Below are 20,887 nucleotides of genomic sequence, written 5' to 3'. Positions count from 1 at the left end.
TCCCCACCACGCACGTAGCATCGATGTCATGCCCACCGAGACCGTGGTGAATCCCGACGCCGTCACCCAGGCGCTGTCGACCGTCAACGACCCCGAGATCCGTCGCCCGATCACCGAGATCGGCATGGTGGAGGGCGTCGACATCGACGGCGGCTCCGTCGTCGTCCACCTCCTCCTCACCGTCGCCGGGTGCCCGCTCAAGGACACGCTCAACCGCGATGTGACAGCCGCCGTGACGAAGGTCGCCGGCGTGACCGACGTCCGCGTCGACATGGGCGTCATGAACGACGAGCAGCGCAAGAACCTCCAGGAGGTCCTGCGCGGTGGGCAGACGCAGCGGGAGATCCCGTTCGCGAAGCCTGGCTCGCTCACCAAGGTGTACGCGGTCGCGTCCGGCAAGGGCGGTGTCGGCAAGTCGTCGGTCACCGTGAACCTCGCGTCGGCGCTGGCCGCCCAGGGCCTCAAGGTCGGCATCGTCGACGCCGACATCTACGGCCACTCGATCCCCGACATGCTCGGCGTGGGCGACGCCCGCCCGACGCAGGTCGAGGACATGATCATGCCGGTCCCCGTGCGCGGCATGCAGGTCATGAGCATCGGGATGCTGAAGCCCCGCAAGGACCAGGTCGTCGCCTGGCGCGGACCCATGCTCGACCGGGCGCTCGTCCAGATGCTCTCCGACGTCTACTGGGGCGACCTCGACGCGCTGCTGCTGGACCTCCCCCCGGGCACCGGCGACATGGCGATCAGCCTCGGTCAGCACCTCCCCAACGCGGAGGTCGTGGTCGTCACGACGCCGCAGGACGCCGCCGCCCAGGTGGCCGAGCGCGCCGGCACGATGGCGTCGATGATGCACCAGCGCGTCGTCGGCGTGATCGAGAACATGTCGTGGCTCGAGCTCCCCAACGGCGAGCGGATGGAGATCTTCGGCTCCGGCGGCGGCCAGACGGTCGCGTCCACGCTGAGCGCGCGGCTCGGCTACGACGTCCCGCTGCTCGGCCAGGTCCCCCTGGACGAGCAGATGCGCGTGGGCGGCGACGCCGGCGTCCCGATCGTCGAGCAGGCCCCCGACAGCCCGGCCGGCAAGGTCCTGAGCCAGGTGGCCGCGACGCTGTCCGGCCGCTCCCGCGGGCTCGCCGGGATGCAGCTCGGTCTCTCCCCGACCGGGCGCTAGGCCCCTCTCCCGGCTGCGGCTAGGCTTCCCGCATGTTCGATGTCGGCGTGCCCGAGATGCTGGTCATCGCGATCGTCGCGATCGTGGTGTTCGGTCCCGAGCGCCTGCCGGAGTTCGCACGGACCCTCGGTCGGTGGGTCCGCACCGTGCGGCAGATGGCCGACAACGCCAAGTCCGACCTGCAGCGCGAGATGGGGGACGACTTCACGTCCCTGCGTGACGAGATCCGGGGGCTCGACCCGCGCGAGATGATGAAGGGCACGCTGGACGACGACGAGCCGACGTCCAACCCCTCGTCGCACGGCACGTCGCGGCCGACCCAGCGACCGCTGGACCCCGGCGAGCCCGCCCCGTTCGACGTCGACGCGACCTGATCGTCAGGAGTCGCGCGAGACCGGGGTGGCCCAGGCGGTCAGCCGGCCGAGGCCGGTCCGCACCCGGTCGAGCATGCCGTCGTGCTGCGGCTGCCGCGGCAGGTGGGCGACTGCGTCGCGCAGCCGCTCGGACGGCCCGTCGGTGACGACGGTGAAGACGATGCCGTCGGAGTCCCAGGTGGCCACCGAGGGCTCACCCGTGCGGACCCAGACCGGGGTGTCGCCGACGTCGTGCCGCTCGAAGCCGGCGATCGCCTCGCGCTCGAGCGACCCGTTCTGCTCGTAGACCGTGAGCGTCGAGACTCCGTCGGTGTAGGTGAGGGCGATGCCCTTGTCGCCGGACAGGTCGACCCACTGGGCGCCGACCCGCTCCAGGGAGGTGCCGAGGCGCTCGTGGCACGGCCAGCCGACGGTGACGAGCTCGTCGATGGTGGCCGCGTCGATGCGGTCGACGACCTGCTCGTGGATCGGCGTGGAGCCGCCCGACGACCGCGACCCGTCCTCGGCGGCCGCCGGGGACGGCTCCGGCTGGGTCCGGACCGGCTCGGTGCGCGCGACCGAGCGGACGGCCCGCAGCACGGGGTCCGCGGCCGACTGCTGCGCGTAGCGGACCACCTGACCGAGTCGGCCGTCGTCGCCGATCACGTACGACGCGATGCGGTGCCCGTCGGAGGCCGCGACCACCTCCGTACGCCCGCCGGTCGAGCGGACCACGGACAGGTCGTAGCGGTTCGCGAGGAGCCGCACGCTCACCGCCGAGCCCAGCGCCCGCTCGAGGAGCCTGATCGCCTCGGGAGAGTCGCTGCGGGCGGAGGCGACCGCGTGGCCAGGAGCCACCGCGAGCGCCACCTCGGTCGGAGGCGCGTCCGCCGCACGGACGCTCTGCTGGACCGGGTCGGCCTCGCCGCGGAACTGGGCGATGAACTGCTCCACGGGCGGGGCCACGGTGTCGACCGGCGCTGCCGGCGCACCCACGACGTACGCGATCCCGGCGAGGACGGCGGACGCTCCTGAGGCCGCGATGGTCGCGCGGACCAGGAAGTGGTCGAAGATCAGGTGCAGCCGTGACGGCGGGGCGGCCGAGGCGAGCCGAGCAGGGTCCGACAGCGCCGAGAGGAGCGTGGTCGAGGGTGCCGGAGTGGCGCCCAGCCCGGTCATCCGGCGCTTGAGGGACCGCTGCGCGAGCACCGCCTCGAAGCACTCGTCGCAGCTCGCGAGGTGGGCGTCCGCGCGCGACGCCTCGTCGTCGGGCAGCTGCCCGTCGACGTACGCCGCGACGCGATCTCCCAGGTGTGCCATCAGTGCGGGGCCACCGCCGGGTCGAGCGGGCCGGCGAAGCGGGTGCGCGCACCGGACGGCGCGCGGTGCTCCAGCGCCGTACGCAGCTGCTTGCGGCCACGGTGGATGCGGGAACGGACGGTGCCGAGCTTCACGCCCAGAACGTCGGCGATCTCCTCGTACGAGAGACCCTCGATGTCGCACAGGACGACGGCCACGCGGAACTCGTCCGGCAGCGACGCGAGGGCGGCCTCCACGTCGGCGTCGAGGTTCGCGTCGGTCCACGCGCGCTCAGGAGACGGGTCGGCGGCGGTGAGCCGCTCCTCGGCGCCCTCGCCGAAGCGGTCGAAGCGGAACTTCGACTTCCGGCGGACGCGGTCGAGGAAGAGGTTGGTGGTGATGCGGTGGATCCAGCCCTCGAACGAGCCGGGCTTGAAGGAGTCGAGCGAACGGAACACGCGGATGAAGACCTCTTGCGTCAGGTCCTCCGCGTCGTGCTGGTTGCCGGTGAGGCGGTAGGCGAGCCGGAAGACGCGCGCGGAGTGCTGCTCCACGATCTCCTCCCAGGTGCCGACACTGGCGTCGGTGGGGGCCTGGGGGCCGGCGGGCTGCGTGGTGGTGCCCATCGTCGTGACGACCTCCTGTGTTGGTCGGACCCTGATCGTCTCCCAACAAACTGAGACAACGATGAGACGACGCTGGAGGTTCCCTATGACGCCGGTACGGCGGATCCGGGGGTGACGAAGGTCACGCGCGGGAGGCTTCTGCGGCGTCGATCCTCGGCCGCGAGGCGTGAGGCCGAGGTCCCCGGGATCACAGCGCCGATGCCCTAGGCTGTGGCGCAGGTGCCGGGATCCCCGGCGTGCGAGAGGAGTCCGTCATCGCCACCGCGATCACGCCGCAGAGCTGGCTGTACGCCGAGGAGTTCGTCATCGAGGACGAGCCGCTGCAGAACGGACGCGCCCGTGCTGACGAGGTGGGCGTCGCACCGATCGGTCCCGGTGGGGGCGCCGCCCTCCGGCTGCTCGCCGCCGTCGCCAACGCCGGCGCGGTCGTCGAGGTCGGGACGGGCACCGGGGTCTCCGGGCTCTGGCTCCTGCGAGGGATGCGTCCCGACGGGGTCCTCACGTCCGTCGACCGGGAGGCCGAGCACCAGCGCCTGGCCCGCGCCACGCTGACCGAGGCCGGCATCGCCGCCAACCGCTTCCGCCTGATCTCCGGCTCGGCGCTGGAGGTCCTCCCGCGACTGGCCGACGGCGGGTACGACCTGGTGTTCGTCGACGCCGACAAGCGCGACTACCCGCTGTTCGTCGAGGAGGCGGTGCGCCTGCTGCGGCCCGGCGGCGTCCTCGCGTTCGACAACGCCCTCTGGCACGACCGTGTGGCCGACCCCGCACGACGCGACGAGGACACCGTCGCCGTCCGCGACCTCGGGCGCGCGCTGCTGGAGGACGAGAGGTTCGTCCCGGCGCTGCTGCCGGTCGGGGACGGGCTGCTCGTCGCGCAGCTGCGCGCGTCGGACTGAGCTCCAACCCTGCCCTTCGCCGCGCGTCGGTTCGCCTGTGGTCACCGCGTCGGCGGCGGTGACCACTGGCGCACGTGCCGGGAAGGGGAGGGCCGGGGCAGGCGTCACCGGAGCTCGGCGTCCTCGCTGAGCCGCTCGGCCAGCTCCGCCCGGGACGAGATCCCGAGCTTGATGTAGACGTGCCGCAAGTGGTACTCGACCGTCTTCGGGCTCAGGAACAGCGCCGCGGCCGCCTCCCGCGTCGTACGCCCGCCGCCCAGGAGCCGCGCCACCTGGAGCTCCTGCGGGGTCAGGGGCTGCTCCGCACCCGTCGCCCGGCGCTGGACCCGCTCCCCCGTCGCGGCCAGCTCCGCGGACGCCTGCTCCGCCCAGGGCGCCGCCGTCAGGCGGTCGAAGGTGTCGAGCGCCGCGCGGAGCTGCTCCCGCGCCTCCGCTCGCCGGCGGCCCCGCCTCAGGAAGGCCCCGTACGCCAGCTGCGTCCGTGCCCGTTCGTACGTGTCCGGGCTGTGCGCGTGCTCGGCCAGCGCCGCGGCGTACCGCTCCTCGGCGTCGATCCCGGCGATCGCGAGGGCGCGGTGCGCGCGGGCCCTCGACCACGGCTGACCCTTCGCCTCCGCGAGCCGCTCGAACGCCTCCGCCTCGGCCCGTGCCGCGTCGAGGTCGCCGACGCGCACCAGGCTGTCGACCAGCTCCGGCGCCGGTGAGAGGTCGGCGTCGTCGATGCCGAGGTGGCGCACGAGCGCCTGCTGGCCCCGGTAGCGCTCGACGGCCTCCTCGTACCGGCCGAGCCCGGACGCGAGGTCGCCCCACGCGAACCGGAGCCAGGCCTTGCCGAAGTTGAGCCGGCTGCGCACGCACTGGCGTTCGGCCTCCTCCGCCTCCGCGCGCATCGCGTCCTCGCGGCCTCGCCGTGCCAGCAGCCACACCAGACCGGCGCGGGAGATCGCCTCGTCGGTGCGCTGCCCGGACTCGCGGGCGAGGGCGATCGCCTCCCGGTACGAGGCCTCTGCCGAGGTCCACCGGTCGGTCGCCGCGTCGTCGCGCGCGGCGTGGAACAGCAGGAAGGGAAGCGTGCCCGCGGCCGCCCGCTCGCGCGCGTCGATCACGACCGCGTCCATCAGCGCACGCGTGTCCCCGGACTCGCGCAACCACATCGGCCCGAGCAGCATCCAGGCGCGCCAGCGCGGGTCCTCGACGAGGGCGTCGGTCTCCGACGCCTCGACGGCCCGCCGGATCCGGTCGGCACCGGCGTCGCCCTCCCCGACCATCACCCGGCCGATCCCGGCGGCGAGGTCGCCCAGCACGCGGCTCCGCGGGTGCTGCGCCCGCTCCCGGAGGGCGTCGAGCCGCGCGACCGCCGTCCGCACGGCAGGGGCGTCGCAGAGGTACACGCACGCGTAGACGGCCTCGGCGAGCAGGAGGACCGCGGTGTCGGGGTCGTCCGACGCGACCTCGCCGGTCGTCTCGAGGAGCAGGTCGCGTGCCTCGACGAGCGAGCCGCACCGTGCGCTCACCACGCCGCGCAGCGCCTGGGCCCGACGGCGCGCCTGCTCCGACGGCGCCCCGGCCGCAGCCTCGCCGAAGATCTCCAGGGCACGGTCGGCCAACCCGCCGAGCCAGGCGTGCTCGCCGGCGAGAACGAGCCTGCGCGCGCGCTCGACCGGGTCGTCGCTCGCGTGCGCCGCGCGCTCCCCCCAGCCCGCGGCCACCGCGTACGCGCGACGGCGGGCCGCGGACGTGGCCGCCTCGTCGAGCACGGTCGCCGCCTCCGGGTCGGGCCCGATCGTCGCCGCGGACAGGTGCAGGGCACGCCGGTCGAGGTCGCCGGCCGGCAACGCGTCGGCCAGCGCACGGTGGATGCGCCGCCGCAGCGCCGGGTCCGTCGCCTGCACGATCGATGCCCGCATCAGCGGGTGGTCGAACGCCACCCGGTCGGCGTCGACGACCGCCACGCCTCTGCGCTGCGCCTCGTCGAGGTCCGCGAGGGAGCCCCCGACCGCCGCGCTCGCCCGGCCCAGCGTCGCGAGGTCGACGTCGCCGGCCAGGGCCGCCACCGTGAGGGTCGTGCGCGCGGGCCCCGACAGCGGGTCGAGCAGCGCGACGAACGCGCGCTCGATCAGCCGCGGGACCGGGACCGCGCCCAGGTCCTGCGCGAGCGCGTCCGGGACGCGTGCCATCTCCAGGACCGCGAGCGGGTTGCCGCCGCTGACCTGGTGCAGCCGAGCGACCTGGGCGCGGCTGAGGGCACCGTCCTCCACAAGAGCACCGCACTCGTCCTCCGAGAGACCGGAGACCGCGAGCTGGTCGAGGTCGGCCACGAGGTCGTCGACCCCGGCGTCGGGACGGGTCGCGACGAGGACGGCGACGGCGTCGGTGAGCAGCCGGCGCGCGGTGAAGAGGATGGCGTCGGCCGAGGGCCGGTCGAGATGGTGCAGGTCGTCCACGAGGAGGAGCAGCGGCTGGTTCTCGGCCGCCCGGCTGATCAGTCCCAGCGTGGCGGCAGAGATCGCGAAACGCTCCCCCGTCCCGCCCTCGCCCGGGCTCCCCGGACGCAGCGCCAGCGCCTGCGCCAGGGCCTCGGACTGCACCGGCGGGAGCGTGTCGACCTGGTCCAGCAGCGGCCGGAGCAGCTGCGCGAGACCGGCGAACGGGAGGTCCCGCTCGGGCACGGCGCCGGACGCCGCGAGGACCAGCGTGTCCGGCGACGCCTCCATCCGCGCGTGGGCCAGGAGCGTGGACTTGCCGATCCCCGCCTCGCCGACGACCACGAGCACGCCGCTCGTCCCGAGGCGCGCACGGGACAGCAGCGCGGCGATCGCGGACCTCTCCCGCGCCCGTCCGACGAGCATGGTCCGAGGCTAGCCATCCCCGGGGTCCTCGGGGTCCGGCTTGGTGAACCAGGGGGGTCACCGGATGCGACGGCGCAACGCCGCTTCGTAGCGTCACGGCAACGCAGATCACCGAGGAGGGTGACATGACCGCACAGATCGATGCTGCATCGATTGACGAGGACGTCCTGATGTCCTTCGTCTTCCGCGCCGTGGACGAGGTCGGCGCGACGCTCAACGCGGCGCTGGTGGTGCTCGGCGACAAGCTCGGCTACTACCGCGCCCTGGCCGAAGGAGGACCGCTCACGCCGTCGGAGCTCGCCGAGCGGACGGGAACGGCCGAGCCGTACGCCCGTGAGTGGCTCAACGCCCAGGCGGCGGGCGCGTTCGTCCGCTACGAGCCCGACACCGGCCGGTACGCGTTGCCGGCCGAGCACGCGATCGCGCTCACCGACGAGAACAGCCCGGCGTTCCTGCCGGGGCTCTTCCAGATCGCGCTGGGGACCGTCGCCGACGCCGAACGGGTCGTCGAGGCGGCGCGGGACGAGGCCGGCGTCGGGTGGCACGAGCACAACTCCGACGTCCACGTCGGGTGCGAGCGCTTCTTCCGCCCCAGCTACCTGGCGTACCTCGTCGACGCGTGGCTGCCGGCCGCGGGCGTCGCGGACAAGCTCCGCGAGGGCGCCTCGGTCGCCGACATCGGCTGCGGCCACGGGTCGTCGACGATCCTCATGGCCGAGGCGTTCCCGCGCTCGACGTTCGTCGGGTCGGACTACCACGCCGCGTCGATCGACGTCGCTCGGGAGCGCGCCGAGTCCGCGGGCGTGGCCGACCGCGTCCAGTTCGAGGTCACGTCGGCCCAGCGGCTCGGCGAGGGCGCGTACGACGTCGTGACGACGTTCGACGCACTCCACGACATGGGTGACCCGGTCGGAGCCGCCCGGCACGTGTACGGCGCGCTCGCCGACGACGGTGTGTGGATGATCGTCGAGCCGATGGCCGGCGACCGGGTCGAGGACAACCTCACGCCGGTCGGCCGGGCGTACTACGGCTTCTCGACGCTGCTCTGCACTCCGGCCTCGCTCTCGCAGGAGGTCGGCCTGGCGATCGGGACGCAGGCGGGTCCGGCGAAGATCCGCGAGATCACGTCGGCGGCCGGGTTCACGCAGTTCGCGTCCGTGGCGGAGACGCCCTTCCACCGTGTCCTCGCGGTGCGCAAGTGACGTCGGGCCGTCACCACGGCTGACAAGCTCGGGCCGTCGCACCCGTCTGCAGGCGCAGACTGGGTGCGGCGGCCGTACGACGGAGGGGGAAGGATGCGGGCGAGGGAGCCGGACAGCACGGGCTTCGTCGAGCGCGACGGCGTGCGGGTGGCGTACGAGGTGTTCGGGGACGCCCCGCACACCGTCCTGCTCATGCCCACGTGGTCGATCATCTCGTCGCGGTCGTGGAAGGCGCAGGTGCCGTACCTGGCGCGGCGCTACCGCGTCGTCACGTTCGACGGCCGTGGGTCCGGCGCGTCGGACCACCCCGTCGGCGAGCTCGCGTACGCCGACGAGGAGTTCGTCGCGGACGCGCTGGCGGTGCTCGACGCGACCAGCCGCGGCACGACAGAAGGCCAGGTCGCCGTGGTCGGATTCTCCTGCGGCGTCGCATGGTCGCTCGCGCTGGCGCTCGAGGCGCCCCAGCGGGTCGCCGGCGTCGTGGCCCTCGGGTCCGCGCTGGGGTTGGTGCCCGGCATCAAGGAGCGCGACTCGAACGTGTTCCTGGCCGAACCTCCCGACGACGCGGACGGAGCGCGTACGCCACCGGCGGGCTGGGCTCAGTACAACCGGCACAACTGGCTGCACGGCGACTACGACGCGTTCCTGCGGTTCTTCTTCGGGCGGATGTACACCGAGCCGCACTCGACGAAGCAGATCGAGGACTGCGTCGCGTGGGGTCACGAGATCGAGCCCGAGCGGCTCGTCGAGACCGAGCTCGCGCGGACGGTCTGCCGCGATCCTGGGTTCGCGGCGCGCGTCGCGCAGGTCGACGTCCCGGTGCTCGTGGTCCACGGCGACGACGACCACGTACGCCCGTACGCCGAGGGCGTCGCGCTCGCCGAGACCACGGGCGGGTCGCTGCTGACGATCGCCGGTGGCGGGCACGCCACGCACACCCGCACCCCGGTCGCGGTCAACCGTGCGATCGGAGACTTCCTCGCGCGGCTGTGGCCGGACACGCGGCCGACGGCTGTGACGTGGACCCGGTCGCTGCGGCGCCAGCGCCGGGCGCTGTTCCTCACCTCGCCGATCGGGCTGGGCCACGTGCGGCGCGACCTGGCGATCGCCGACGCGCTGCGCAAGCGCCACCCGGACCTCCAGGTGGACTGGCTGACCGAGCCGCCGGCGACCGGCGTCCTCGAGCGGGCGGGCGAGCGCGTCCATCCCGCCTCGGCCGCGCTGGCCAGCGAGTGCACCCACGTCGAGGACGAGGCCGCCGAGCACGACCTGCACGCCTTCCAGGCGATCCGCCGGATGGACGAGATCCTCGTCGCCAACTTCGGCGTCTTCGACGACGTCGTGACTGCAGAGCCGTACGACCTCGTGGTCGGCGACGAGGCCTGGGACGTCGACTACTTCCTCCACGAGAACCCCGAGCTCAAGCGCTTCGCGTTCGCGTGGCTGACCGACTTCGTCGGGTGGGTGCCGATGCCCGACGGCGGCGACGCCGAGGCGGCGCTCACCGCGGACTACAACGCCGAGATGCTCGAGCACCGGGCGCGGCTCGAGCGGGTCCGCGACCGGTCGCTGTTCGTCGGCAACCCCGCGGACGTGATCGAGGAGCCCTTCGGTCCCGGGCTGCCCGGGATCCGCGACTGGACGGAGCAGAACTTCGCGTTCACCGGCTACGTCACGGGGTTCGAGCCGGTGAGCCCGGCCGACCGCGCCGCCGTGCGGGCGTCGCTGGGGGTGGCCGAGGACGAGCTGCTGTGCGTGGTGACGGTCGGCGGCTCAGGCGTCGGCGGCGGCCTGCTCCACCGCGTCCTCGACGCCGTCCCCAGGATCCGGCGTGCCGAGCCGCGGCTGCGGTTCCTGCTCGTCACAGGGCCGCGGATCGACCCGCGCTCCCTGCCCCGCCGGCGTGGCGTCCGGGTGCGGGGGTTCGTGCCGGACCTCTACCGCCACCTCGGGTCGGCGGACGTCGCCCTGGTCCAGGGCGGTCTGACGACGTGCATGGAGCTCACGGCGCAGCGCGTGCCGTTCGTCTACGTGCCGCTGCGCCACCACTTCGAGCAGGGCGTGCACGTGCCGCACCGGCTCGCGCAGTACGGCGCGGGTCGGCGCCTCGCGTACGAGGAGGCCGGTGATCCCGACCGGCTCGCAGCGGCGCTGCTCGGGGAGGTGCGGCGTACGCCGTCGGGCCGGGCGGTCGAGACCGACGGCGCCGAACGGGCCGCAGCCCTGCTCGCCGACCTCCTCTGAGGGTGCCGAGCGGCTCACGGGGTCGGTACGCGCACGAGATCCCCGTCTCGGGCCCGCCGCACAGTGCTGCGGTGGGCCCGCGACGGGGACCTCGGCGGATCAGGCGAACGACGGGGTGGGCTTGAAGCCCGCCGCGCCTTCCGCGATCGCGACGACCTCGCACTCCTCGATCAGCTCCGGGCCGCTGCCGATGATCTGCGACCCGGGTGCCGTGTCCGCCGTGGCGGCGAACGACTCCTGGAACGCAGCACGGGCAGCGTCGTCGACGAACACGTACACGCCCTCGAACCACGCACCCTCGTGAGCGCGCCAGGTCTTGTACGCGAGTCCGTCCATGCCGGAGAACCGCTCGTGGGAGGTGTCCCGGACATAGGCCTTCAGCCGGTCCAGCGTGTCGACGGGGGCGTCACGCAGGGACCAGCGGACGGTCAGCCCGGGCTGCGAGGCCACTCAGACAGCCTTCAGGGCGTCGCCGAGGTCGGATGCCTCGTCGTTCGTCAGCTCGACGACGAGTCGTCCTCCACCTTCGAGCGGGACCCGCATCACGATGCAGCGTCCTTCCTTGGTGACCTCCAGCGGACCGTCCCCGGTCCGAGGCTTCATGGCCGCCATGCGTTCCCCTCTCCTCCGTGCGCAGCGCGGGCGCGTGCACCTTGAATGCGTCCATTATCGCCCACGGCGGCGTCAGGAGTGAATGCGGCAGACTGACGCCATGACCGAAACCGAAGCACCCGTCTCCTACGAGGTCTCCGGCGGCGTCGCGACGATCACGTTGTCGCGCCCCGACGTGCTCAACTCGTTCGACGTCCTGACCAAGGTCGCCTTCCGTGACTTCCTCCACGCCGCCGCTGCCGACGACGCCGTGCGCTGCGTCGTCCTGACCGGCTCCGGCCGCTCGTTCAGCGCCGGCCAGGACCTGAAGGAGCACGTCGCGCAGATGCGGGAGGGCGGTCAGCTGAGCAGCACCGTCGAGGAGCACTACAACCCGATGGTCCTCGCGATCACCTCGATGCCGAAGCCGGTGATCGCCGCCGTGAACGGCATCGCCGCCGGCGCCGGGGCGTCGATCGCCTTCGCGGCGGACTTCCGGATCCTCGCGGAGTCGGCCGGCTACAACCTGGCCTTCGCCGGCATCGCGCTCTCGGCCGACACCGGCGCGTCGTGGACGCTGCAGCGGCTGGTCGGCCTGCCGAAGGCGACCGAGCTCCTCCTGCTGCCGCGTACGGTCCGGTCCGACGAGGCCCTGCAGCTCGGCCTCGCGACGCAGGTGGTCCCGGACGACGCGTTCGCGGAGACGGTCCGGGAGCTGGCAGCGCGGCTCGCGAGCGGGCCGACCCTCGCGTACGCATCGCTCAAGCGGGCGCTCGCGTTCTCGGCGAGCCACACGCTGCAGGAGTCCGTCGCGAACGAGGCGCGGCTGATGGCGCTCACCGGGGCGTCGGACGACCACAAGGCCGCGGTCGACGCGTTCCTGGCCAAGGAGAAGCCCACCTTCGTCGGCCACTGACCCGCACCCCCCGTCCGCACCCCCCGTCCGCACCCCCCGTCCGCGTTGTGAAGGGTTGCGCGGGGAACGCGGCGCCCCGTTCCGCACCGAACCCTTCACAACGCGGACGGGGCGGAGGCGCGGGGCGGGGCGTCAGGGGCGGGTGCCGCCCAGGGCCTTGAGGAGGCCGCGGGGGGCGGTACGGGTCAGGTACGCGCGCGACGGACGGCGCCCCAGCTCGACGGTGACCAGCTGGCCGTCCAGGCGGTAGTTGAACCACTGCGACATCGTGCCGTAGCACCCGGAGCCGCAGGAGAACGTCTTCTTCGGCAGCTTCAGGTGCTTCGCGAGCCGCCGCGCCAGCGGGCGGTTGCCGGTGCCGCTGGTGTCGATGCCGTACAGCGGCTGGTGGAACGAGACGACCTGATCCGGCTGCACCCGGCGGAGGAACCGCATCATCGCCTTCGTCTCCGGCTCCGAGGCTGCGCTGGGCCCGGACCAGGTGAGTCCCCGCTTCGACCGCTTCCACTTCCGCGGGAAGTTGCGGTTGAGATCCACGCCCCGGGCGTTGCGCCGGGCCTTGCGGGCGACGCCGTCAGGGTTGGCGCTGGGGATCACCCACAGGTCCAGCCCGGTGATCGGGCGGCCGTCGCGGAGGTTGCGCAGGATCACCTGCGGCTTGCGCTCGTCGCCGTGCATCGCCGCGATCACCACCGCCGACCGCGTCGCCTCGGGATCTCCGAGCCGGAACGCCAGGATCGGGCGCCCCCTGCGGGAGTGGCCGATCACGACCCGCTCGACCACCGCAGGACGCGGCGCGGCGGCCGCACGCGCGGGGGCCGAGGCCGGCGTCGTGCTGACGGCCGCACCGCTGACGGCCACTCCTCCGACCGAGGCGCCGGCGGTCGCACCCGCCCCGGGCGCCGGGACGACGAGGGCCAGCGCCACACCTGCGAAGGTGCTGCCGACGAGGGCGCCACGCGTTGCTCTGCGCATGCCGCCGATCCTCGCTCAGTCCGGCGTGCTCCGCACGTGGCAGCCTGCCAGGTGGTCGTCGACCATGCCGGTCGCCTGCATCATCGCGTACGCCGTGGTCGGCCCCACGAACACGAACCCGTGCCGCTTGAGCGCGGTCGCGAGGGCCTTGGACTCCGGGGTGACGGCCGGGACCTCCGCGAGCGAGGTGGGCCGCGGACGAGGCGGCGGCGCGAAGGACCACACGAGGTCGGCGAACCCGCCGTCGAGCGCGCGGACCGCACCGGCGTTCGCGATCGTCGCCTCCACCTTGGTGCGGTTGCGGATGATGCCCGCGTCCGAGAGCAGCTCCGCGACGCGCGCACCGTCGTACGCCGCCACGACCTCGGGGTCGAAGTCGGCGAAGACCTCTCGGAACCGCGGCCGCTTGCGCAGCACGATCGCCCAGGACAGGCCGGACTGGAACGCCTCGAGCGTCAGCCGCTCGAACAGCCCCCGTTCGTCGCGGACGGGGCGCCCCCACTCCGTGTCGTGGTAGGCCCGCATCTCGTCGGACGACTCGGCCCACGGACAGCGCGCGAGACCGTCCGCGCCGACGACGGCATCACTCATCGGCGCCCCCGTCGGTCGCAGCCTCCGGCCGCGCAGCCTCACGCCCTCGCGCGTCCTCCTCCAGCCGCGCCAGCAGCGCATCCACCTCGTCGCGCGCGTAGCCCCGCCACGCCCAGCTGAAGCGCACTGCGCGCAGGTCCTCCGCCGTGAGCGGGCCCTCCGCCGGCACGAGCACGTCGCGGCGCGACGACGGCAGGGGCGCGAGCGCACCTGTGCGTCCGGCGACCACCGTGACGAGCGCACCGACGAGGACGGCTCCGACGACGACTCCGATCCAGATCACGCCTACGATCGTGCCATGGAGCTCCGACTGCGCGGACGTGTGATCGCGCCGGGAGACCACGCGGTGATGGCGATCGTGAACCGCACCCCTGACTCGTTCTTCGACCGCGGCCGCACCTACGCCCTCGACGACGCCCTCGCCTACCTCGACCTCGTCGTCGCCGACGGGGCGGACATCGTCGACGTCGGCGGGGTGAAGGCGGGGTACGGCGACGTGGTCGACGCTGCCGAGGAGCTGCGCCGGACCGCGGGGTTCGTCGAGGCGGCCCGCGAGCGCTACCCCGACCTCGTCATCAGCGTGGACACCTGGCGCAGCGAGGTCGCGGACCGGCTGTGCGCGCTCGGCGCCGACCTCGTCAACGACACGTGGGCCGGCCACGACCCCGAGCTCGCCCACGTCGCCGCGGAGCACGGCGCCGGTCTCGTGTGCAGCCACACGGGCGGTCTCGAGCCGCGTACGGACCCGTTCCGGCCGGCGTACGACGACGTGGTCGCCGACGTCGTCGCCCGGACCACCGAGCTGGCCGAGCGCGCCGTCGCCGCCGGGGTGGCGCCCGAGGCGGTGATCCTGGACCCGACCCACGACTTCGGCAAGAACACCCGCCACTCGCTGCTCCTCACCCGGCGCATCGGCGAGCTGGTCGCGACCGGCTGGCCGGTCATGGTCGCGCTGTCGCGCAAGGACTTCGTCGGCGAGACGCTCGACGTCGACCGCGACGAGCGGCTCCCCGGGACGCTGGCCGCCACCGCGTGGTCGGCGGCCGCCGGGGTACGGGTCTTCCGCGCGCACGACGTCGCGGCGACGCGTCAGTGCCTGGACATGGTCGCGTCGATCCAGGGCACCCGCCAGCCGGCGGTGTCGCGGCGCGGGCTGGCGTGAGGCCGCGCCTAGGAACGACCGCGGAGGGCCAGGATCACCCGGCGGCGGGCCGCGCCATGGCCGCGAGCTGCTGGATGAACCCGGCGTAGACCTCGCGCGCCTTGGCGCTGTCACGGTCGACGAGCCACGAGAGGACGACGCCGTCGTTGATGGTCACCAGCATCCGCGACAGCAGGTCGATCGGGGCCTGCCACTCGATCCCGCATGTCTGGGCGACCTGCTCGAGAACCTGGCGCGCGGTCTCGCGGTAGGTCTCGTACTGCCACTGCGCGAGGTCGTTGAAACCGGCGTTGCGCAGCGCGTGGGCGGCCACCTCGAAGGTCAGGAGGTGCGCCTCCGGGTCGCCCTCCACGGACGACCACATGTGCGCGAAGCTCTGCTCGAGCAGGGACGAGACGTCGTGCTCCTCGGAGGTCACGGCGAGCTCGCTGACCGTCACGACGTACTGGTCGGCCATCCGGGCGATCATCGCCCGGAGCAGCTCCTCCATGGACGAGAAGACGTAGTGCACGATGCCGGGCGTCGCTCCGGCCTCCGCAGCGACCGTCCGCGTGCTGACGGCGCCCACGCCCTCGCGCTTGGCGACGACCAGCGCGGCCTCGATGAGCTGCTCGCGTCGTTGTTCCGACGAGACCCGCACGTGCACTCCATCCGTCGAGCTTGTGACCCCGATTGTGCCGCACGCGAGGGGCTCTGGCGTCCCGCCGCGCGCGCCGGGTGAGGCGTCAGGACGGGACGAACTGCGCGACGACCTCGTCGATGTCGTCGGTGACGACGAGCCGGTCGACGTCGTCGGCCACGATCGCGCCGTGCTCCAGGACGGACTCGCGCAGCCAGCTGAGGAGCCCTGACCAGTACTCCGTGCCGTACAGGACGACCGGGAACTGCGTGACCTTGCGGGTCTGGGCGAGCGTCAGCGCCTCGAAGAGCTCGTCGAACGTGCCGTAGCCGCCGGGGAAGACGACGAAGCCCTGCGCGTACTTCACGAACATCGTCTTGCGCGCGAAGAAGTAGCGGAAGTGGACGCCGAGGTCGACCCACGGGTTCATCTTCTCCTCGAAGGGCAGCTCGATGCCGAGCCCCACCGAGACGCCGCCCTGCTCGCAGGCACCGCGGTTCGCGGCCTCCATGATGCCCGGACCGCCTCCCGTGATCACGCCGATCCCGACGTCGGCGAAGCGGCGGCCGAGGTCGCGGGCTGCGGCGTACGCCGGCGCGTCGCGCGGCGTGCGGGCGGACCCGAAGATGCTGACCGAGGGCCCGAGCTTGGCCAGCGCACTGAAGCCCTCGATGAACTCCGCCTGGATCCGCATCACCCGCCACGGGTCGGTGTGGACCCAGTCGGCGGGGCCGCGGGAGTCGAGCAGGCGCTGGTCGGTCGTCGTGGCCTCGATCTGGTCGCGGCGCAGGAGCACCGGTCCCTTGATCCGCTCGTGATCGAGGGTCTCGTCCTCGTACGCCGTGCCCTCCGGGGAACCCCCGGGCCAGTCGTCACTCATCCCGTCCTCCTTCGTCGCCGCGCAACCAGGCGTGCAACCGATCTTCCACCGAGACGAGCTGCTCCACCGGAACATGCTCGTCCTGCTTGTGCGCGAGCAACGGGTCGCCGGGGCCGAAGTTGACCGCCGGCACGCCGAGCTGGGCGAACTGGGCGACGTCGGTCCACCCGAACTTCGGGTTGACCTCCACGCCCATCGCGGCCACGAACGCCGCAGCCGCGGGGCGGTCGAGCCCGGGGGCGGCAGCCGGTGAGGAGTCGGTCACCACGAGCTCGTAGCCGTCGAACAGCCCGCTCAGGTACGCCAGTGCCTCGTCCTCCGTCCGGTCGGGGGCGAAGCGATAGCTCACCGCGATCCGCGCCTCGTCGGGCACCACGTTGGAGGCGACGCCACCGCTGACGGCGACCGCGTTGAGTCCCTCCCGGAAGGTGAGGCCGTCGATGAGGGGCGTACGAGGCTGGGCGGCCACCAGGCGCTGCAGGACCGGCTCGAGCCGGTGGATCGCGTTGTCCCCCATCCACGAGCGCGCGACGTGGGCCCGCTCGCCCCTCGCGACCACGTCGACCCGCAGGGACCCCTGGCACCCGGCCTCGATCACGCCGCCGGAAGGCTCCATCAGGACCGCGAAGTCGCCCGCGAGCAGCTCGGGTCGCTCCCGTGCGAGCCGGCCGAGCCCGTTGGCGGAGGCCTCGATCTCCTCAGCCTCGTAGAACACGTAGGTGACGTCGCGGACGGGCTCGGTCACGTGGGCGGCCGCCCGCAGGGCCACCGCGACGCCGCCCTTCATGTCGCACGCACCGAGGCCCCACAGGAGGTCGCCCTCGCGGCGTGACGGGAGGTTGTCGTTGACCGGCACGGTGTCGAGGTGCCCCGCGACGACCACGCGGCTGCCACGCCCGAGGTTGGTCCGCGCCACGACCGTGTGCCCGTCGCGGACGACCTCGAGGTGGGCGTGCTGGCGCAGGGCGGCCTCGACCGCGTCGGCGATCGCCGCCTCCTCACGACTCTCGGAGGGGATGTCGATCAGGGCGGCGGTGAGGGACACGACGTCCGCGTCGAGGTCGAGCGAGATCATGACGCCCATCCCATCACGCGGTGGCGGCCAGGGCGTCGGCCGCCACGTGGAGGTCGGCGACGAGCGCCGCGAAGTCGGCGTCACGGTCGCGGGAGCGCAGCACCGCCGAAGGGTGGGTGGTGGCGAGCGCCCAGGCCGGGCGCCGGTCCTCGGGCAGCGCGATCTCGCCGTCGCCGGGCCAGTCGAGCACGCGCCCCCGCTCGTCGGTGAGGCGGAAGGCCGCCCCGAGCACCGCGTGCGCCGCGGTCGCGCCGAGAAGCACGACACCCTCTGGCACCACGACCCGCAGCTCGGCACGGAGCCAGGGCAGGCAGGCGTCGACCTGACCCTGGGACGGCTTCTTGTGGATCCGGCGCTTGCCCCGCTCGGCCCGCTCGAACCGGAAGTGCTTCACCACGTTGGTGACGTACGCGTCATCGCCGTCGATCCCCGCCTCGTCGAGCGCCCGGTCCAGCAGCCGCCCGGCGGGACCGACGAACGGCTCGCCCGCGCGGTCCTCGGCGTCGCCGGGCTGCTCCCCGACGAGCAGGAGCCGGGCCCGCGCCGGACCGTCGCCCATCACCGCCTGGGTCGCGTCGCGGTGGAGGTCGCAGCCCTCGCAGCCCTGCACCGCCGTCCGGAGGCTCGTCAACGAGATCCGTGAGGGGAGGAACGACTCGGCGCCCGGGTACGTGGGGCGTGCTGTCACGGCTCCTCCGTGAACACGCAGAACTCGTTGCCCTCCGGGTCGGCCATCACGGTCCACGCCACCACGTCGTCGGGTGCGCGGAGGACGCGCGCGCCACGGCGTACGAGCTCGTCGGCGGCACCCGGCGGCCCGGTGACGTCCCAGTGGATGCGGTTCTTCACGGTCTTGGGCTCGGGCACCGTCTGGAAGACGAGCGACTCGAACGGGGCGCCGGCCACCTGGATCCAGCTGAAGTCGCGTCCGTCGTCCTCGACCTCGCCCCCGAGCACGTCCGCCCACCAGGCCGTGATCGCGGCGTGGTCGGCGGCGTCGACCGCCACCTCGTACAGCCGGGAGGCCGACGGGTGCTCCGCCCACCACGCGTCGTCGCGCTCGAACACGCACAGCTCGCCGCCGCTCTCGGGGTCGCCCATCACGGTCCACGGCGTGTCCCACCCCGGCAGCACGGTCGCGCCGAGCGCCTCGTACTCGGCGACGGAGTGCGCGTGCAGGTCGAGGTGCACGCGCTGCTTCACCTTCCGCGGCTCGGGCACACGGTTGATCCACACGGTCTGCTCCGGCGTCGTCCCGCGGAGCACGACGTCGCCGTCGTCGAGCGTCTGCAGCTCCAGCCCGAGCGCCGGGGCCCAGAACGCCCCCGCGGTCGCGGGATCGGTCGCGTCGATGCACAGGTCTTTGAACCGTACGATCTCCATGCCCCGCACCCTAGGCCCAGGGGACGACGTGGAGCCGGTCGATAACCTTTGCCCCATGACCTCCACCCCTCAGCCCGCCTGGGCGTACGGCATCGCCACGCTCACCGAGGACGGGACCGTCCTCGACGTCTGGTACCCGAACCCTGCCCTCGGCATGTACGACGGCACGGCCGAGCCGACGGGCCTGACGGCGCTGGAGGGCACCGACGAGGTGCGCCAGGTGCGGCGGACCTTCGTCCGGATCGAGGTCGAGGACCTGTCCGCGCCGATCGCCGACGCGTACGACGCCTACCTGCGGCTCCACCTCCTCTCCCACCGGCTGATCCAGCCGCACGGGGCCAACCTCGACGGACTCTTCGGGATGCTCGCCAACGTGGTGTGGACGTCGATCGGTCCGTGCGCGGTCGAGGGCTTCGAGGAGACCCGCCTCCGCGCGCGTGCGGCCGGGCTGCAGGTCGCCGTGACGAGCGTGGACAAGTTCCCCCGGATGACCGACTACGTCGTGCCCAGCGGCGTACGCATCGGCGACGCCGACCGTGTCCGCCTCGGCGCCCACCTCGCCGAGGGCACGACGGTCATGCACGAGGGCTTCGTGAACTTCAACGCGGGCACCCTCGGCCAGGCGATGGTCGAGGGCCGCATCAGCGCGGGCGTCGTCGTCGGCAACGGCACCGACATCGGCGGTGGCGCGTCGATCATGGGCACGCTCTCCGGCGGCGGCAAGCAGGTCATCAGCCTCGGCGAGAACTGCCTGCTCGGCGCCAACGCAGGCATCGGCATCTCGCTCGGCGACGACTGCGTCGTGGCGGCCGGCTGCTACGTCACCGCCGGCGCGAAGGTCACGCTCCCCGACGGCACGGTGGTCAAGGCGGGCGAGCTGTCCGGCCGCGACGGGCTGCTGTTCCTCACCAACTCCGAGACCGGGCGGCTGGAGGCCCGTCCGCGGACCGGCACCGGGATCGAGCTCAACGCCGCCCTCCACGCCAACTGAACGGCGGGAGCTGAACCCTCGACATGGCCGCTGAACGCTCGGGACGGGGCGGCGTCGTCCTGCTGGTCCTGATCATTCTCGTCGCCGTCGTGGCCGTCGGCGTCGTGGTGCTCGCACGCAGCGGGCACGTCCCGCAGCTGCGGGGCGAGCAGTGCACCGTGCAGGTCGACGAGACGTACGCGGAGCTGGACCTCGAGCAGGCCGAGAACGCCGCGCTGATGGCGGCGATCGCGACCCGGCGCGGGCTGCCGGCCCGGGCGGTGACGATCGCGATCGCGACGGCGTACCAGGAGTCGAAGCTGCGCAACATCGACTACGGCGACCGCGACTCCCTCGGCCTGTTCCAGCAGCGGCCGTCGCAGGGGTGGGGCACGCCGGAGCAGATCATGCGGCCCCGGTACGCGATCAACCGGTTCTACGACGGTCTGGTCAAGGTCGAGGGCTACCGGTCGATGTCGGTGACCGAGGCCGCGCAGGAGGTCCAGCGCTCGGCGTACCCGGAGGCGTACGCCGACCACGAGGCGTACGGACGTGCGCTCGCGTCGGCGCTCACGGGCAACTCCCCCGGGGCGTTCACGTGCACGCTGAAGGCGCCGGGCGAGGGTGACGCGACGCCGGGCGCCAACGGGCTCACGCCCCCCGCGGAGGCGGTCCGGGTCGCCGTGCGCGAGGGGTTCGGGCGGCTGCCGACCGGCGGGTACGCCGCGGACGGCGTCAGCACCGGCCACTCCGAGGGCTCGAAGCACTACGAGGGCAAGGCGGTCGACGTGTTCTTCCGCCCGGTGACCGACGAGTCGCGACGTCAGGGGTGGGCGGTCGCCCAGTACCTGGTCGCGAACGCCCATCGGCTCGGCATCGCGACCGTCATCTTCGACGCCAAGATCTGGACGGCTCGCCGCTCGCCGCAGGGGTGGCGCGACTACACGGTGCCGGACCGCAGCGGAGACCGCGCGATCCTCGAGCACCGCGACCACGTGCACGTCGACGTGGCCTGAGCGGGTCCCGACGCATCGTGAGGGATCGCGGCCACGTCGTGGTCGCGATCCCTCACGATCGGT

The 20,887-nt window shown here is 73.2% G+C and carries 22 protein-coding genes; 9 read left to right on the top strand and 13 right to left on the bottom strand.

Annotated elements, in window-relative coordinates; all coding sequences use genetic code 11:
* The first annotated feature begins 28 nt into the window (after positions 1–28).
* Together ACQSSQ_RS04760 and ACQSSQ_RS04755 are read left to right on the top strand one after the other, a co-directional pair.
* The gene (locus ACQSSQ_RS04760) at positions 29–1,174 is read left to right on the top strand and encodes an Mrp/NBP35 family ATP-binding protein (RefSeq protein WP_431325883.1); all 1,146 of its coding nucleotides are present in this window, start codon (positions 29–31) and stop codon (positions 1,172–1,174) included.
* Between the two features lie 32 nt (positions 1,175–1,206).
* On the top strand, positions 1,207–1,548 hold the full coding sequence (locus ACQSSQ_RS04755) for a sec-independent translocase (protein ID WP_431325882.1): 342 nt from the start codon (positions 1,207–1,209) through the stop codon (positions 1,546–1,548).
* A 3-nt stretch (positions 1,549–1,551) separates the two neighbouring features.
* On the opposite strand, the gene ACQSSQ_RS04750 is transcribed toward ACQSSQ_RS04755, so the two are convergent.
* The gene (locus tag ACQSSQ_RS04750) at positions 1,552–2,847 is read right to left on the bottom strand and encodes a zf-HC2 domain-containing protein (protein WP_431325881.1); all 1,296 of its coding nucleotides are present in this window, start codon (positions 2,845–2,847) and stop codon (positions 1,552–1,554) included.
* Positions 2,847–3,452: an RNA polymerase sigma factor SigE gene (sigE, locus tag ACQSSQ_RS04745; RefSeq protein ID WP_431325880.1), complete on the bottom strand. Its 606-nt coding sequence runs from the start codon at positions 3,450–3,452 to the stop codon at positions 2,847–2,849. Before sigE ends, ACQSSQ_RS04750 begins: the two co-directional genes overlap by 1 nt.
* A 236-nt stretch (positions 3,453–3,688) precedes the next feature.
* Between sigE and ACQSSQ_RS04740 the strand changes: the two genes are divergently transcribed.
* A complete protein-coding gene (locus tag ACQSSQ_RS04740; RefSeq protein ID WP_431325879.1) occupies positions 3,689–4,351 on the top strand; it encodes an O-methyltransferase in 663 nt (220 codons plus the stop codon).
* A 104-nt stretch (positions 4,352–4,455) separates the two neighbouring features.
* On the opposite strand, the gene ACQSSQ_RS04735 is transcribed toward ACQSSQ_RS04740, so the two are convergent.
* A complete protein-coding gene (locus ACQSSQ_RS04735) occupies positions 4,456–7,200 on the bottom strand; it encodes an AAA family ATPase (protein WP_431325878.1) in 2,745 nt (914 codons plus the stop codon).
* A 125-nt stretch (positions 7,201–7,325) separates the two neighbouring features.
* Between ACQSSQ_RS04735 and ACQSSQ_RS04730 the strand changes: the two genes are divergently transcribed.
* A complete protein-coding gene (locus ACQSSQ_RS04730; protein WP_431325877.1) occupies positions 7,326–8,402 on the top strand; it encodes a class I SAM-dependent methyltransferase in 1,077 nt (358 codons plus the stop codon).
* A 93-nt stretch (positions 8,403–8,495) separates the two neighbouring features.
* Entirely contained in the window at positions 8,496–10,646 is a 2,151-nt protein-coding gene (locus ACQSSQ_RS04725; RefSeq protein ID WP_431325876.1) for an alpha/beta hydrolase, read from the top strand.
* 99 nt (positions 10,647–10,745) lie between these two features.
* On the opposite strand, the gene ACQSSQ_RS04720 is transcribed toward ACQSSQ_RS04725, so the two are convergent.
* Both ACQSSQ_RS04720 and ACQSSQ_RS04715 read right to left on the bottom strand, forming a co-directional pair.
* A complete protein-coding gene (locus tag ACQSSQ_RS04720) occupies positions 10,746–11,096 on the bottom strand; it encodes a hypothetical protein (RefSeq protein ID WP_431325875.1) in 351 nt (116 codons plus the stop codon).
* The gene (locus ACQSSQ_RS04715; RefSeq protein ID WP_149769619.1) at positions 11,097–11,258 is read right to left on the bottom strand and encodes a DUF3117 domain-containing protein; all 162 of its coding nucleotides are present in this window, start codon (positions 11,256–11,258) and stop codon (positions 11,097–11,099) included. It abuts the gene before it with no gap.
* Between the two features lie 100 nt (positions 11,259–11,358).
* Here ACQSSQ_RS04715 and ACQSSQ_RS04710 point away from each other — a divergent pair, with 100 nt between their 5' ends.
* The gene (locus tag ACQSSQ_RS04710; RefSeq protein WP_431325874.1) at positions 11,359–12,153 is read left to right on the top strand and encodes an enoyl-CoA hydratase-related protein; all 795 of its coding nucleotides are present in this window, start codon (positions 11,359–11,361) and stop codon (positions 12,151–12,153) included.
* Between the two features lie 132 nt (positions 12,154–12,285).
* On the opposite strand, the gene ACQSSQ_RS04705 is transcribed toward ACQSSQ_RS04710, so the two are convergent.
* From ACQSSQ_RS04705 to ACQSSQ_RS04695, 3 genes are read right to left on the bottom strand one after another with little or no spacing between them, the layout of a single operon-like run.
* Positions 12,286–13,128 carry a M14 family zinc carboxypeptidase gene (locus ACQSSQ_RS04705; protein WP_431325873.1) on the bottom strand — a complete coding sequence of 281 codons (843 nt, stop codon included), beginning with the start codon at positions 13,126–13,128 and terminating at the stop codon, positions 12,286–12,288.
* Positions 13,129–13,143: 15 nt separating this feature from the next.
* Positions 13,144–13,719, bottom strand: coding sequence for a DNA-3-methyladenine glycosylase I (locus tag ACQSSQ_RS04700; protein ID WP_431325872.1), 576 nt, complete (start codon positions 13,717–13,719; stop codon positions 13,144–13,146).
* A complete protein-coding gene (locus ACQSSQ_RS04695; RefSeq protein WP_431325871.1) occupies positions 13,712–14,002 on the bottom strand; it encodes a DivIVA domain-containing protein in 291 nt (96 codons plus the stop codon). Before ACQSSQ_RS04695 ends, ACQSSQ_RS04700 begins: the two co-directional genes overlap by 8 nt.
* Before the next feature lie 15 nt (positions 14,003–14,017).
* On the opposite strand from ACQSSQ_RS04695, the gene folP reads away from it, so the two are divergent.
* A complete protein-coding gene (gene folP / locus ACQSSQ_RS04690; protein ID WP_431325870.1) occupies positions 14,018–14,881 on the top strand; it encodes a dihydropteroate synthase in 864 nt (287 codons plus the stop codon).
* Positions 14,882–14,915: 34 nt separating this feature from the next.
* Here the strand turns inward: folP and ACQSSQ_RS04685 are convergent, their stop codons facing one another.
* The 5 genes from ACQSSQ_RS04685 to ACQSSQ_RS04665 form a co-directional block, all read right to left on the bottom strand.
* Positions 14,916–15,521 (bottom strand): TetR/AcrR family transcriptional regulator, encoded by a 606-nt coding sequence (locus ACQSSQ_RS04685; protein WP_431325869.1) that lies wholly within the window; start codon positions 15,519–15,521, stop codon positions 14,916–14,918.
* Positions 15,522–15,606: 85 nt separating this feature from the next.
* Positions 15,607–16,380, bottom strand: a complete 774-nt coding sequence (locus ACQSSQ_RS04680; RefSeq protein WP_431325868.1) for an LOG family protein — start codon at positions 16,378–16,380, stop codon at positions 15,607–15,609.
* On the bottom strand, positions 16,373–17,455 hold the full coding sequence (dapE, locus tag ACQSSQ_RS04675; protein ID WP_431325867.1) for a succinyl-diaminopimelate desuccinylase: 1,083 nt from the start codon (positions 17,453–17,455) through the stop codon (positions 16,373–16,375). Before dapE ends, ACQSSQ_RS04680 begins: the two co-directional genes overlap by 8 nt.
* Before the next feature lie 13 nt (positions 17,456–17,468).
* On the bottom strand, positions 17,469–18,143 hold the full coding sequence (locus ACQSSQ_RS04670) for a UdgX family uracil-DNA binding protein (protein WP_431325866.1): 675 nt from the start codon (positions 18,141–18,143) through the stop codon (positions 17,469–17,471).
* On the bottom strand, positions 18,140–18,838 hold the full coding sequence (locus tag ACQSSQ_RS04665; RefSeq protein WP_431325865.1) for a VOC family protein: 699 nt from the start codon (positions 18,836–18,838) through the stop codon (positions 18,140–18,142). Before ACQSSQ_RS04665 ends, ACQSSQ_RS04670 begins: the two co-directional genes overlap by 4 nt.
* A 55-nt stretch (positions 18,839–18,893) precedes the next feature.
* On the opposite strand from ACQSSQ_RS04665, the gene dapD reads away from it, so the two are divergent.
* Positions 18,894–19,829: a 2,3,4,5-tetrahydropyridine-2,6-dicarboxylate N-succinyltransferase gene (gene dapD / locus ACQSSQ_RS04660; RefSeq protein WP_431325864.1), complete on the top strand. Its 936-nt coding sequence runs from the start codon at positions 18,894–18,896 to the stop codon at positions 19,827–19,829.
* A 23-nt stretch (positions 19,830–19,852) separates the two neighbouring features.
* Entirely contained in the window at positions 19,853–20,824 is a 972-nt protein-coding gene (locus ACQSSQ_RS04655) for a VldE C-terminal domain-containing protein (RefSeq protein ID WP_431325863.1), read from the top strand.
* The last annotated feature ends 63 nt before the right edge of the window (positions 20,825–20,887 follow it).

It is taken from the genome of Mumia spirodelae, assembly GCF_050632745.1.
Taxonomy (GTDB): domain Bacteria; phylum Actinomycetota; class Actinomycetes; order Propionibacteriales; family Nocardioidaceae; genus Mumia.
Note: the sequence above shows the minus strand (reverse complement) of the source record. Positions and strands in the feature narration are given on the sequence as shown.